We start from the raw sequence: 13,073 nt of genomic DNA, 5'->3' as shown, positions 1-13,073 counted from the left end.
CGCGTTCTAAAGGCCATCGCGGCCGCATAATCGCGCGATTGCGGCCGATAGGTCCTGTTCTCGGCGCGCTCTAAACGCGAGCAAAGCGGAAGGCGCGGCCTGACGCCCGGCACGCGAAAAACCGCGCCCCCGTGGGGAGCGCGGTTTTTCGTCCAAGCCGGCCGCTATCGGCGCCAATAATGCTCGTGCCCGTACCGGTACTGCTCCGGCCGCCTTGCGGCGTGCACGGCGAACGCGCCGTTCGGCCGGTACCGGAACGGCGTCTCGCCCTGCGCGTACGGCGCGGCCTTGCGCCGCTCGATGCAGTCGAGCAGCACCTGCTGCTTCAGCGACAGGTATTCCAGCGTATGCGGGCCGAACTCCGCCTCGATTTCCCCGGGCCGGAATTCGTAGTACACCGTCCGGCGCAGCGGATTGCCGTCGCCGGAAGGCGAGCCGTGCAGCACCTCGATGTTGTGGAAGATGACGTCGCCGGGCTGCATCGGCACCGGAATCGCGTCCTCCGTCGAGAAGCCGGGCTGATTGCAGCGCGCGTCCGCTTCCGCCTTCGTCCACTTGTTGCTGCCCGGAATCACCCACAGGCAGGTCTTCAAGTCCGCCTCGTCGAGATAAAAATCGACGTTGAAGATCGGCCGCGGATCGGCGCAGCCGTCCGGCACGGCCGCGTCGCGGTGCCACGGCACGATGACGCCTTCGTCCGGCGCTTTCAGCACCATGGAATCCCACGTCGCGATCAGGTTGCGTCCCTGCAGCTTCTCGACGGAGCGCAGGATGAACGGATGGCCGAGCAGCGCCTTCATCGGATCGCTCTTGTCGATGACGTATTCGATGCGCCGCAGAACCGGCTGGCCGGATTTCACGCCGGTGCCGTACATGTAGTCCGGGTCGTTCTCGACGCCCGCCGCGCCCTTCTCGTACAACTGCCGCATCTCGCGCTGCACGAGGGCGAGTTCTTCGCCCGCCAGCACGCCGCGCACGACGAGAAAGCCGTTGTCCAAAAAATATTGCGCTTGCTCGTCCGTGATGGCCTCCTGCTTGCGCGCGTCCGCCACCGGAATGTTCACGCCGGTCAAATCCATGATTCACGCCTCCCCAACTAAGGAATTGAGCTGCTTTACCCGTAGTATAAGGGAGAACGGGCGGCCTGTAAGTAGCGCAAAGTAACAAAGAGGTTGCCGAGATCACGCGGGTATGAGAACGTATACATAAACGAAACGCGAAAGCGCGAAGGAGGACGTCACATGTCGGGAAGCGCCGCCCCGCTGCCGGAGCATGCGGCCCATTCATACTTTCACCCGCCTTATATCACGCTGGCCCATCTCTTCCACGCGCCGCGGCTGTGGGGATTTCCGAGCCGGGTGCTGTCGAGCTACCAGTTCCAATACGTCGTCGAAGGCGCCGCCGAATACACGATCGAAGGACGCGCCATTCCGACCCGCCGCGGCGATCTGATCTACCACGCTCCCGCGCAAGCGCACGAGGTGCGCACCTTTCCCGACGAGAAATACGTCTGCATCTCGATCCTATTCGATTTCGGCGACGTGCCTTACCCCGTCGAAGAGCTGCTCGGGCCGGACCGGTACGTCGGCAATTTCGCCGGACACGCGGTCGAACAGCTGCTGACGAGGCTGATCGCCCGCTACCATCAGCCTGGCCTCGCCAACCACGCCGTCTGCCAAGGCCTGCTGATGCAGATTCTGAGCGAGGTGGCCGATTACAAGCAGGAACAGGCGTCGCAAACCACGGGCCAGCAAAAGATCAAAACGAAGATGGTGCTCATCCGCAATCATATCGCGGAGCATTACGACCGCGACATCAAGCACGCCGAGCTAGAAGCGCTGTCGGGCCTGAGCCGCAATTACATCATCGTCAAATTCCGCAAGGCGTTCGGCATGACGCCGTTCGACTACTTGACCCGCGTCCGGATCGAGCGCGCCAAAGAACTCGGCATCCTCACGAACATGTCGATCGGCGAGATCGCGCTGCGCGTCGGATACGCGGACGTCCATACGTTCGGACGGATGTTCAAGCGGAAAACGGGCGCGAGTTTCAGCCAATTTTGTTCCGCGATGGTGACGTAACGAACGCTGCGGCCGGTCCGCGCAACGCATGCAGGAAAATAAAAATAAAACGGGCGGCGGATCCATGCAAAACATGAATCGGCTGCCCGTTCTTGGTTTATCTTAAGGACTAGCGGCGAGCATGGCCCGAAATGTAGCGAGCCGGGAAGATGCGGTCGACCATGGCGTTGAATTCGGCGATATAGCCTTGGATCGGTTGACCGTTCTTGTAGTCGGCTTCGTAAGCGGCCATGCGATCCGCGAATTCGGAATTCGCCGAAACGTAGACTTCCTTGATCGACGGCGACATTTTCTTGATTTCTTGCGCGATTTGCGCTCGGAGCGCCGCCGATACGTCGCTTTCCGCCATCATGCGATCGGCGGCGAACGGCGCGACGGAGCCCGTTCGGCCGTCGGCGAAGTTCGTGTAGCCGCGCGACGTGCCGCCCGTCAAATCGTTGGCGACGTTCGCCGTGCCGCGCGTCACGTCGTTGATGACGTTGCCCGTGCCTCGGGCGAGATCCGTGATCGCGTTGCCCGTGCCGCGCGCGACGTCGGTAATCGGGTTGCCGGTGCCGCGGGCGACGTCCGTGATCGCGTTGCCCGTGCCCCGCGCGACGTTGCCGATCGCGCCGCCCGTACCCCGCGCGACGTCTCCGATCGCGTTGCCCGTACCGCGCGCGACGTCTCCGATCGCGTTGCCCGTGCCCCGCGCGACGTTGCCGACCGCGTTGCCCGCGCCGTACGTGACGTCCGCCGCGCCGCGGCCGACGGTACGGCCGATGTCCATGGCGCCGCGGCCGATGTCGCGGCCCACGATGCCCGTATCCCGCGCCAGGTCGCGGCCAAGCGGGCTAGGCGCGCCTTTCGCGACGTCCGCCGGCAGGTTGGCCGTATTGCGGAGCAAATTGCCCGTGCCCCGCGCCAAGCCGGTCACGCCGCCGGCGATGTCGCGGCCGACGTTCCCCGTGCCTCTGGCGACGTCGTACGAGCCCCGGTACAGCGCGTTCGTGCCTTTGCTCATCGCGCGCGGGAGCGCGTTCGGAGCGGCGAGATTCGTCAAGTCTCTCGCCGTATTGCGCGACTGGTTCGTCAAGCCGGACTGGTAATGGCTCGTCAATCCGTTGATATTGTTACGATTGCTGTTGACGTAATTGTAAGAAGGACCGCGAAGATAGCTGTTCGTGTTCAAGCTCAGGGACATGTTGCGGACGCCGTGCGACACGTTATGGAACGAGCTGCTGCTGCGGCCGTTCGCCAGGCCCTTCATCTTGTTGGCCGCCTTGCCGTACATGGCCGTGCCGCTCGTGCCGTACATGCCGTTCATGCCGTAGTTGCCGCTTGTGCCCATCATGCCGTTCATGCCGTACGTATTCTTGGTGCCCGACAAATGCATGTTCGGCGTCGCGATGGAGCTGGCCCGCGTCATCCGGTGCACGCCTTTGCCCCGGCCGAGGGCGTGCGCGTTCATCGAACGCATCGTATGCGGGCGCAAATACGCCTGCTGCGTGCGGCTCAGCGCCTTCGCGCTGCCCAGGCTCATCGAACTCGTGCCGCTTTGGTGAACGGGCGCCCCCGCGGTTCCCTTGCCGGCGCCGGCGCCGCGGTTAAGCCGCACGGCTACGTAGGCGTTGTTGTCGGTCAGCATGACGTAGGCTTTGCCGACGCCCTTGATGCCCGAGATGCGCTCCCCCATCGCCTCGCTCATTTCCATCCGGTAATTCTTGTGAAGGCCGACCAGATTGTTGCTGTTCAGCCGATGGCCGTCCACGCGGTTCATTTCGTTCATCTGGTCGTTGGCGAAACGGGTGTTCAAAATGCGGTTGCCGTTCATGTCGTACGAGACGCTGTTGCCGCGAATGTTGCGATTGCCAAGCTCGCCGTGCTTCTCCATGCAGCCCGTGAGCACTGTCGATAACATTGCCCCGGCTGCAAGCATTGCCCACTTCCGATGCTGCATCCCATCATCCTCCGTTTTATCGTCTGAACCCTACTCATGCGGCCCATAAGTAGCGTTAGCCGAACGGGGATGCGCTATGCTGGCAACTTTTTAGCTCCGCTGCGCCGGATTCCCTACGCGAGCGAACGCCCGGCGCTCCGTCGCGGTTGAGGGAAGCGCTTGCATGCGCAAAACGACTTCATCGTCATCGTTCTCCCGTCTATTCGATACGGTCCGCCTCGAGCCGGTCGTCTGCCTCGATATACGCCATCGCTTCGGAATCGGCGAACAAGGCGCGATACTCGGGAAGAAGCAGCGCATGCGACGCGGCGGCGGCTTCATCGTCCAGCCCTTCCCGCTCCACGGCCACGACCGCGTCCGCGCCGCGCTCGTTCGTCACCGCGATCCGCCGTCCCGCGTACCCCGTAACGGCGCTGGCCGTCCAGCCGTCCTCGGTCAGGACGGCCGTTCCGATCCCGCTTCGCCCCGCGGACGGGCCGGCCAGCAGCGCCAGCTTCAGCCGTTCGTTGCCGCGCGCGACCCGCAGCCGCCAATCGATCGCGTGCGACGGCAGCTCCAGCTCCACGGTCTGGCCCGCCGGCACGAGGCGCTGCGCGTGGATATGCGGCGACAGCGCGGGCGCGCCTGCGCAATGCACCGGCCGGTCCACGCTTCGGATCGCGGGGTGCACCGAGAAGCGGAGCTCGGCGCAGCGGTCGATTGCCGCCGTACCGCAGGCCGCGCAGCGATCGCGGTCCGCGTGCCCGGGCATCAGCGGCGCCGACGTCTCGGACGAAGACTTGCAGACGGGGCAGACGACCCGCCAAGCCAGGTCGAAGAGCCCGAGGCGCGTGCCCGCCAGCATCAGCCGGAGCACGTCTTCGCGCGGCGCGTCCCATGCCCGGGCCAGCGCGTAGGGGCGGATATCGGCCGCCGCCGCATCGTCGCCTTGGCGGATCAAGCGGCCGGCTTGCGCCGCGAGCGTCTCGGCATGGCCGGCGGCGACGAGCTGCCGCAGTCCTTCCGCCAGCTTCGCTTCGTTCACGGCTTGGCGCTCCGCGGTCTTGTCCGCCGCCGCCGGGTAAGCGCCGATCGCCCATGCCTCCGCATCGGCGGCCAACCCGCCCGCGACATACCGGAACGTCCGCGTCATGAGCCGCTTCGCCGCGAGCCGCACCGGCAGCGTCAGCGCCGAATGCGCGGGCACGAGGCCGGCATACAGCTGAACGAGCGTGCCCGGCCTGCCGCCGACGGCTTTATCGTCCAGCCGAACCCCGAAGCGGATCGCCCGCAGCGGGCCTTTGGCGTATTCGCGATAGCTCTCGTGCCACCGGTACCGCGACCACTCGAACGAATGATCCGGCCCCGCCGGCTCCGGAAAACGGAACGGCGCCGCGAGATGCGCGAGGCCCGCTTCGCCGGCTGTCGCGAACCGCTCGCGAACGGGGGCAAATCCGATCGCCCGGTTGACCCGCCCGATATCGGACAGCATCTCCCACGCCCGCGCGCGGGAAATCGGAAACGCCTTCTCCATAATGACCGTTACGGTCCTCTCCCGATTATTCCGCGCATCGCTCAAGGCCTTCAGCTCCTATCGTCCAAATTGCAAGCTCGACTGCTTCCATCATAACCCGAAATCACCGAACGGGCCACGGAATAAGCAAAAAGACTCTTGCGCGGGGCAAGAGTCTCATCGCCATGCGAATCGCCGGCCGGGCCGCGTCCGCGTCATACGAAATTGCGCGTGTCGTCGCTGCGGCCGAACTTGTAGACGGCGATCAGGAAGAAGACGGCCGCGAAGGCGGTCAACACCGCGAGATGAAGCCCGAGGGCGCCGATCCCGCTGCCGGACTGCAGCTTGTCGACCGCGTCGAGCAGCCAACGCTGCGGCAGGAAATCGGCTACCCGCCGCACCGCGTCCGGCATAATGGCGATCGGGAAGAAGCAGCCCGCGAGCAAGGAGGTCGGCGTGAAAATGAGATTTTGCAGCGCGCTCGCGGCGCTCGACGACTTGGAGAACGCCACGACGGCGAGCGACAGGCTGACCGCGATGAGCGCGTACAGAACCAGCAGCCCGAACATCTCCCCGAACGGCACGCCGACGCTCAGATGGAAGATCGCCCGCATGAAGAAGAGCGCGACGGCGATTTGGGCCGCCATGACGATCAGATTGACGACGATGTTCGAGAGCACGTACGTCCGCGCCGAGATCGGCGACGAGACGATCCGGAAGTACGTGCGGTTTTCCCGGTTCCGCAGGATCAGCTCCGTCAGGTTGCCCGCCGACGTCAGCATGAACATGAGCAGGAAGCCGATCGACTGCGTCGACACTTGTTTGGCGCCGGACGTATCGTTGACGGACTGCGCCGTTACTTTGAACGTCGAGGCGGCGTAGTCCTCGTAGAGCCGGTCGAACTTGGCCGCGTCGCCGTTCGCGATGCGCGCCATCGCGCCGACGTTGTCGATATAGCCGGTCAGCATCGACTTGTAGTACGCCGTTACCGTCGCGCCTTTCACCGACTGCAGGGCGATATGGTCGGGCCGCCCCGCCATGACGCTGTCGGAAAAGCCTTTCGACAATACGAGGCCGCTGTCCAGTTTCCCCGCCGCCAGCTGATCCTTCAGCTCCGCTTCGGTCACCATCGTAACGGTCGTATGATCCAGCTTGCGCATGAAACCGACCGTGTCGGCCGCGATCTTCGCTTGGCCGTCGCCGTTCGCGATGCCCACCCGCGCGTCGGGCTGCGACGAGGCCCCGTACACGACGGTCGCCAGGATGACGCCCCCGATCGGCAGACCGAAATGAATCAGCCAATTGGAACGGTTGCGCAGAATGCGCCGCAGCGTCCACGCGACCAGAAACCATAGTTCGTTCCGCATCTTAGAAGCCCTCCCTTGTCCGGCGGACGGCGGCCGTCGCTCCGAGGAGCAGCAGCGCCGCGCCCAGATACAACCCGATGGCCGACCAGGCGGCCGCCGTATGGCCGGCGTAGATGATTTGGGTCAGCGCCGCGTTGCCCCAGCGGATGGGGGACGCCCAGGCGACGAGGCCCATGACGCCGGAGTCGTTCACGGGGAAGTACGCGCCCCCGAGGAAGGAGCCCACCTGCACGATCAGCATCACCACGCCGCGTCCTCCGCCGTTCTTGAATAATTCGTTGGCCGCGATGCCGAGGCTCGTCGACATGATGATCTCGCAGACCAGCACGCCGAGGACGAGCGGCAGATGCTCGCCCCAATACGCCTTGAACACCCACTTGCTGAAGAAAATGATGGCCAGGATGCAGAGCGAGTTCGATACGACGTTGCCGAGCACCTTGCCGACGTAGATCTCGCCGCGCCGGATCGGCGCCGACACGAGCCGGATGCCCGTGCCGCGCACGACCTCCGAGCGCAGCAGGCCGCCCGCGGACATCGCGCCCCAGAGGCCGACCATGACCGTCATCGACAGCGCGTAATAATCCATGGAGCCCGGCGTGCGGTCGGCCGCGATCGACTCGTCCTTCAGGTAACTTCCGCCGTCCGCATCCGCAAGCAGCTGCCCGACTTTCGCCGGGTCCGTCCGCGCGACGGCCGCGGCGGCGTTGTATTGGTCCGCGAACGCGTTCAGCATCCCCTGCACGATGCCGCTTTCGACGGTGTCGCGGCTGCTGCCGTACTGCGAGATGCCGGCGTCCGTCACCTCGACGTACGCCGTATACTGATTATCCTCGACCGCGGCGCGCCCGTTCTCGCCGTCCTTCAGCGGCACGAACGCGATGCCGGTGCTCGCCAGCTGCTTCTCGAAACCGCCGAACGCCCGCGACAAGTCGCCGCTGCTCGCGTCGTGCACCGCCACCTTGATGTCGCTCAGCTCCAGCTCGGTGACGAAGGCGTTCGTCAGCGTTATGCCGAGCACGAGCATCAGCACGATCGGAAAGCCGAGCATGAAAATAAACGTCCGGTAGTCCCGGAAGTGCTGCTTGATTTCCTTGACCGTCATCAACCAGGTAATCATGCGTATCCCTCCTTTCTCCCCCGTCAGTCCCGCAAATTGCGCCCGGTCAGCGTCAGAAACACCGTCTCGAGGTTCGGCTCGCGCTCCTCGACCGTGCGGATCTCGGACTCGCCGTCCATCAGGCGCTTCAGGATGCGGTTCAAATTGTCGACCGACGCGTCGCTGTGGACGCGGATGACGTTCTCTTCCTGGCTGACCTTGCGGACGCCGGGCAGTCCGGCCAGCGTCTCGCCTTCGCCGCCGGCCGCGCTCTTCAGCTCGATGACGATGTCCTTCGTGTCCGTGATCGTCGCCGTCAGCTGCTCCTTCGTGCCTTCGGCGATGATTTTGCCATGGTCCACGATCGCGATCCGCGAGCAGATCTCTTCGACTTCCTCCATGTAGTGGCTCGTGTAAATGATCGTGCAGCCCGATTCGTTCAGCTTCCGCACCGAAGCCAGGATATAGTTGCGCGACTGCGGATCGATGCCGACCGTCGGTTCGTCCATGATGATCAGCTTCGGCTTGTGCGCGATGGCGCAGGCGATGTTCAGCCGGCGCTTCATTCCGCCGGAGAAGTTCTTCGGGTAGCTCTTCGCCTTGTCGGCGAGCCCGACGAACGCCAGCGCTTCCTCCGACCGTTCCTTCAGCCGTCCGCCGCGCAGCCCGTAGAGGCCGGCGAAGAAGCTCACGTTCTCGTAGGCCGTCAGGTCCTCGTAGATCGCCAGGTCCTGCGGCACGATGCCGAGGCTTTGCTTGGCGAAGCGGGGCTGCGCCTTGATGTCCCGGTCCAGGATGCGGATCTCGCCGCCGCTCGGCTGCAGCAGCGTGCAGATCATGTTGATCGTCGTGCTCTTGCCCGCCCCGTTTGCGCCGAGAAAGCCGAAAATTTCGCCCTCGCGTACCTTCAGCGAAATATTGTCCACCGCGACGAAATCGCCGAACTTCTTCGTCAGTCCCCGAATAGCCAACACGTTCATGTCCTTCAACTCGCTTTCGTTGATCTTGTAGCCTCAGTATAAAAAAACGAGACGCCCTTATGTCAGTGCATAAGTTCATCTCGTTCCCATGGGAAATCTCATATTCTTGCGCCAGCGCCCATCGGCCCGGGCATTGAAATGTTCATGGCCGTATTCATGGCGCGGCCCTGGCCCAAGTGGCTTGGGCCTAGCCGGAATCGCGCGGCCTTGGCGCGAGGCGCTCGGCCTTTGCGGGAGCGGCGCGGTCCAGATCAGGTCTCGGCGCGGCGCCGGTTTACGGCCCGCCCGGCGTCGACCGCGGCATGAGCGTCGTCACGGCGAAGCCCCGCGAGCCGTCGGCCGTCACCGTTCCGTTCGCGACGGCCGTCCGTTCCTCCATGCCGACGAGCCCCATGCCCTTGACGACCTTGTCCGCGCCTTGGCCGTTGTCGGTCACGACGGCTTTGACGAAGCGGTTCAGCACCCTCACCTCCACGTGAACGGCCGACGCGTTCGCGTACTTGGCCGCGTTCGTGAGCGCCTCCATCACGTTCTCGTGGATGATTTTCCACTGCAGCGGCGTGATCGCTTCCATGTCGCCTTCGTGCACGACCGTCGTCAGCAGGTCCGACTTGCCGCCGTACGCTTCCACGGCGGAGCGCAGCCGGATCAGGCCCAGTTGCTCCACGGGCGGCTTCAAGTCCTTGAGCGTGCGCCGGATCTGCTCGATGCCTTCCTTGGAGATCGCGATGGCGTTGTTCAGCAGCGCTTCCGCCCCTTCGGGATCGCGCCGCAGGGTCAGGCGGGCGGCTTCCATCTGGATGAGCCCGCCGGTGATGGCATGTCCGATGCCGTCGTGAATCTCCTGCGCCACCCGGTTGCGCTCCTCCAGCTTGGCCAAGTACTCGCTCGCCTGCGCGAACCCGGCGTTGTCGTTCAGCCGGCGCCCGAGCTCCTGCTGCCGGCGGCGCGACCCCTCGAGCTCGTCCTCCTGCGCGTTCGTCCGGTTCATGTACCGCTTCACGATCGCGTAATTGAAGAAGACGAACACGGCGATGAAGGCGTAATGCAGCAGCAGGGACGCGGGCAGGAACAGCATCGGCGCGAGCACCGGCACGAGCGCGAAGCGGTGCCGCCGCAGCCGGAAGGACGCGAGCTCGAGCAGGCTGGGCGGCAGCAGCAGCAGCAATTCCGGCTGCACGTACGCGCCGCACAGCAGCACGTACAGCACCGTCGCGACCGCGAGCCCCTGCTTGGCGGGCGCGGGCTTGGCGATATGCAGGATCAGGTTCACGATCAGATAGAGCAGCAAATACAGCACGAGCAGCTTCGGCGCCTGCGGGCGGGCGAAGTAGGCCAGCGCGATGACGTAAAGCCAAACGATCGTCTTGTTGCCGACGGTCCATACTTCCACGGGGACGGGCCTCCTTCGGGTAGCGTCTAGCGGGTTTTGCCCGTCAAGTAGTAGATGGCGATCTGCGTCCGGTGCTCCAGGGACGTCTTGTTCAGGATCGAGGTGATGTAGTTGGCCGTCGTCCCTTCGGAGATGAACAGCTCCTTCGAAATCTCCTTGTTGGCGTAGCCTTTCGCGATCAAGCGCATCACCTCGATCTCGCGCTCCGTGAACGGGGAGAGGTCGATCGGCGTCTCTCCGGATGCGGGCTGCCCCGCGGATGCGGCTGCCGGGGCGCCGATCGCGGGCTTGAGTTTGTCGAGAATGATGTCCTGCAGCACGTTGTTGCCGTGATAGACGCTCTTGATCGCGTCGCGAATCCGTTCCGGGTCGTTGTTCTTCAGCAGATACCCCTTCGCGCCGCAGCGGATCGCCTCGACGATGTATTCGTCGTCGTCGAAGGTCGTCAGGATGAGCGGCTTCGTGCCGGTCTGCTCCGTAATGAGGCGCGTCGCCTCGACGCCGTTCATGTTCGGCATCCGCACGTCGAGGAGCGCCACGTCCACCTCGTTCGCGCGGCAGTACGCCACCGCCTGCCGTCCGTCCTCGACGGCGCCGAGCACCTCGAACTCCTCGAACGTGTTCAATATGATGCGCATGCCTTCGCGGATGAACGAGTTGTCGTCCGCGATCAGCACTTTGATTTTCATGCCGTCATCGCCCCTTCGCTGCTCTTAGTGTACCTTATGCGGCAAATGCCGGAAAGCGGCGAGGGCGGTGCTGCGCGCGGAAAAAGCCGCTCCCGGATCGGATCCGGAAGCGGCGCTTTATTGCCGGGCGTATGCCTGCCCGTCAAGCGAATTCCTTCAGGAACGCCGTCAGGCTTTCGTCGGCCCCGCGTTCGGGGAAGTACTCCAACCCGACCAAGCCGGCATAGCCGGCGTCGCGAATGGCGTTCAGCACGTTGCGGTAATGGATTTCCCCCGTGCCGATCTCGTGGCGGCCCGGGTGGTCGGCGATGTGGAAGTAGCCGATGCGCCCGAGGTTCGCCCGGATCGTCGGGATCAGATTGCCTTCGGAAATCTGCTGATGGTAGACGTCGAAGAGCACCTTCACGTTCGGGCTGCCGACCTTGTCGATGATCGCGAACGCCTCGTCGGAACGGACGAGGTAGTAGCCGCGGTGGTCGACCAGCTCGTTCAGCGGCTCGACGACGAGCGTGACGCCCGCTTCCTCCAGCAGAGGCGCGGCGGCCTTCAGCCCGTCGACGATGCTGTCGTGCTGTTCCTCGCGGGCGACGCCTTCGCGGGCGTCGCCGACCGTCGCGATCAGGTACGCGCAGTCCAGCCGCTTGGCCGCCGCGAGGCTTTCGGCCAAGCCGTCGATGAACCGGCCGCGCTGCGCGGGATCGACGAGGTTGCCGTGCTTCGTGCAGAACGAGCCGACGCGCAGGCCGAGCCGGTCCTTCTGGGCGGCGAGCGCTGCCAAATCCTTGTCGCCCCAGCCCCAGAACTCAAATGCGGTAAAGCCCAATTCCCGCGTCCGCTCCACGCGCTCGGCGAACGTCAAATTCGTCTTGCTGAATATCGCATCCAAGGATGGCGAGAAAATCATTGCGACAGCCCCTCTCCCGTTAACGAAACGCCGAGCTTGATGCTGGCTTCCGGTTGTTGGTCGACGTACGTCTCGTACGCTTCCGCCGCCTGCCCGAACGGCACGACGGGGTTGATGATCGCCTCGCAGTCGATCTTGCCCGCGGCGAGCAGGTTCCAGCTGGCTTCGCGGATGCGCTTGAAATCCCAGCGCGGGTGATCCGGATTCGGCTCGCTGCAGGCCCGCGAGAACACCAGCTTGGCGTTGTTGAAATGCGCTTCGCGTCCCCAGTCCATGCCGCCGCCCTTGAACGGCCGCGCCCAGCCGACGAACGCGATCGCGCCGCCGTACGCCAGCCCGCGCAGCGCGTGCTGCAGCGCGAATTCATTGGCGCTCGTCTCGATGACGGCGTCGACGCCGAGCTTCTCCGTGTCCTGCTTGAGCAGCAGACCGACGTCGTCGACGGTCGGATCGTAGCAGACGTCCGCCCCGGCGCGCATGGCAACCTGGCGCCGCTTCGCGATCGGATCGACGACCGCGACGTAGGACGCGCCCGCGAGCTTCGCCATTTGCGCCGCCAGCTGGCCGATCGCGCCGAGCCCGAACACCGCCACGCGGTCGCCGACGCGGATATGCGCGTCGCGGATGCCGCCGAGGGCGAAGTGGGCGGGATCGTAGCAGACCGCGCTTTTCCACGACATGCCGTCCGGCACGCGCAGCAGGTGATCCGGATGGGCGACGACCGTTTCCCGGATGCCCGAATAGCCGCATACGCGGTCGCCGACCGCGAACCGCTTCGCGTCCGGGGCGACCTCCGTCACGACGCCGACGTATTGGTTGCCGAGGTTCCACTCGCCGAATTTCTCCTGCGGCTCGGCCGCTTCGCGCGGCAGGAACGCGCGCCACCCGTCGTCGTAGTAATCCGTCACGAACGGGCTGACGCCGCGGAAGGCCGCCAGCTCGGAGCCGTGCTTCGGCGAAGCGTAGTCGACGCGGACCCGCACGTGGCCGGGCCGGAGCTCGGCCGTCTCCTCGTAAGGGAGCAGCGCCGCTTTGCGGGGCGCCACCGCGATCAATTGATGGGGCATGGATAACACCTGCGCTTTCTGCGTGATAGTCGGAACCGATACCCCCATTGTAAGCGCGGCGCAGG

The 13,073-nt window shown here is 64.8% G+C and carries 11 protein-coding genes; 1 reads left to right on the top strand and 10 read right to left on the bottom strand.

Annotation, left to right across the window (positions count from 1 at the left end):
- Nucleotides 1-164 precede the first annotated feature (164 nt).
- Nucleotides 165-1,079, bottom strand: coding sequence for a phytanoyl-CoA dioxygenase family protein (locus BMZ79_RS15715; protein WP_090641523.1), 915 nt, complete (start codon nucleotides 1,077-1,079; stop codon nucleotides 165-167).
- A gap of 162 nt (nucleotides 1,080-1,241) precedes the next feature.
- Between BMZ79_RS15715 and BMZ79_RS15710 the strand changes: the two genes are divergently transcribed.
- Entirely contained in the window at nucleotides 1,242-2,081 is an 840-nt protein-coding gene (locus BMZ79_RS15710) for a helix-turn-helix domain-containing protein (RefSeq protein WP_090641521.1), read from the top strand.
- Nucleotides 2,082-2,190: 109 nt separating this feature from the next.
- Here BMZ79_RS15710 and BMZ79_RS15705 read toward each other — a convergent pair whose 3' ends face one another.
- The 9 genes from BMZ79_RS15705 to BMZ79_RS15665 all read right to left on the bottom strand — a co-directional run bounded on the left by BMZ79_RS15705 (nucleotide 2,191) and on the right by BMZ79_RS15665 (nucleotide 13,008).
- Nucleotides 2,191-3,981 (bottom strand): YhcN/YlaJ family sporulation lipoprotein, encoded by a 1,791-nt coding sequence (locus tag BMZ79_RS15705; protein ID WP_177222157.1) that lies wholly within the window; start codon nucleotides 3,979-3,981, stop codon nucleotides 2,191-2,193.
- Between the two features lie 238 nt (nucleotides 3,982-4,219).
- The gene (locus tag BMZ79_RS15700; protein WP_090641518.1) at nucleotides 4,220-5,578 is read right to left on the bottom strand and encodes a DUF5939 domain-containing protein; all 1,359 of its coding nucleotides are present in this window, start codon (nucleotides 5,576-5,578) and stop codon (nucleotides 4,220-4,222) included.
- A 149-nt stretch (nucleotides 5,579-5,727) separates the two neighbouring features.
- Nucleotides 5,728-6,879: an ABC transporter permease gene (locus BMZ79_RS15695; protein WP_090641517.1), complete on the bottom strand. Its 1,152-nt coding sequence runs from the start codon at nucleotides 6,877-6,879 to the stop codon at nucleotides 5,728-5,730.
- 1 nt (nucleotide 6,880) lies between these two features.
- On the bottom strand, nucleotides 6,881-7,996 hold the full coding sequence (locus BMZ79_RS15690; RefSeq protein ID WP_090641515.1) for an ABC transporter permease: 1,116 nt from the start codon (nucleotides 7,994-7,996) through the stop codon (nucleotides 6,881-6,883).
- Between the two features lie 23 nt (nucleotides 7,997-8,019).
- Nucleotides 8,020-8,955: an ABC transporter ATP-binding protein gene (locus tag BMZ79_RS15685; protein WP_090641606.1), complete on the bottom strand. Its 936-nt coding sequence runs from the start codon at nucleotides 8,953-8,955 to the stop codon at nucleotides 8,020-8,022.
- A gap of 274 nt (nucleotides 8,956-9,229) precedes the next feature.
- Nucleotides 9,230-10,348, bottom strand: a complete 1,119-nt coding sequence (locus tag BMZ79_RS15680) for a sensor histidine kinase (RefSeq protein WP_090641513.1) — start codon at nucleotides 10,346-10,348, stop codon at nucleotides 9,230-9,232.
- A 26-nt stretch (nucleotides 10,349-10,374) separates the two neighbouring features.
- On the bottom strand, nucleotides 10,375-11,037 hold the full coding sequence (locus BMZ79_RS15675; RefSeq protein WP_090641512.1) for a response regulator transcription factor: 663 nt from the start codon (nucleotides 11,035-11,037) through the stop codon (nucleotides 10,375-10,377).
- 142 nt (nucleotides 11,038-11,179) lie between these two features.
- Nucleotides 11,180-11,923, bottom strand: a complete 744-nt coding sequence (locus BMZ79_RS15670) for a hydroxypyruvate isomerase family protein (RefSeq protein ID WP_218154697.1) — start codon at nucleotides 11,921-11,923, stop codon at nucleotides 11,180-11,182.
- A gap of 14 nt (nucleotides 11,924-11,937) precedes the next feature.
- On the bottom strand, nucleotides 11,938-13,008 hold the full coding sequence (locus BMZ79_RS15665) for a zinc-dependent alcohol dehydrogenase (RefSeq protein ID WP_090641509.1): 1,071 nt from the start codon (nucleotides 13,006-13,008) through the stop codon (nucleotides 11,938-11,940).
- Nucleotides 13,009-13,073 lie beyond the last annotated feature (65 nt).

Origin of the sequence: Paenibacillus sp. UNC496MF (assembly GCF_900113915.1) — a bacterium.
Lineage (GTDB): Bacteria > Bacillota > Bacilli > Paenibacillales > Paenibacillaceae > Paenibacillus_Z > Paenibacillus_Z artemisiicola.
The sequence above is the reverse complement of the archived record's forward strand: the minus strand, read 5'-3'. Positions and strand labels throughout refer to the sequence as shown.

What these genes read in the sequence shown, in the direction of transcription:
- BMZ79_RS15715 (WP_090641523.1), bottom strand. Translation starts at nt 1,079, where the DNA reads ATGGATTTGACCGGCGTGAACATTCCGGTGGCGGACGCGCGCAAGCAG.
- BMZ79_RS15710 (WP_090641521.1), top strand. Translation starts at nt 1,242, where the DNA reads ATGTCGGGAAGCGCCGCCCCGCTGCCGGAGCATGCGGCCCATTCATAC.
- BMZ79_RS15705 (WP_177222157.1), bottom strand. Translation starts at nt 3,981, where the DNA reads ATGTTATCGACAGTGCTCACGGGCTGCATGGAGAAGCACGGCGAGCTT.
- BMZ79_RS15695 (WP_090641517.1), bottom strand. Translation starts at nt 6,879, where the DNA reads ATGCGGAACGAACTATGGTTTCTGGTCGCGTGGACGCTGCGGCGCATT.
- BMZ79_RS15690 (WP_090641515.1), bottom strand. Translation starts at nt 7,996, where the DNA reads ATGATTACCTGGTTGATGACGGTCAAGGAAATCAAGCAGCACTTCCGG.
- BMZ79_RS15685 (WP_090641606.1), bottom strand. Translation starts at nt 8,955, where the DNA reads ATGAACGTGTTGGCTATTCGGGGACTGACGAAGAAGTTCGGCGATTTC.
- BMZ79_RS15675 (WP_090641512.1), bottom strand. Translation starts at nt 11,037, where the DNA reads ATGAAAATCAAAGTGCTGATCGCGGACGACAACTCGTTCATCCGCGAA.
- BMZ79_RS15665 (WP_090641509.1), bottom strand. Translation starts at nt 13,008, where the DNA reads ATGCCCCATCAATTGATCGCGGTGGCGCCCCGCAAAGCGGCGCTGCTC.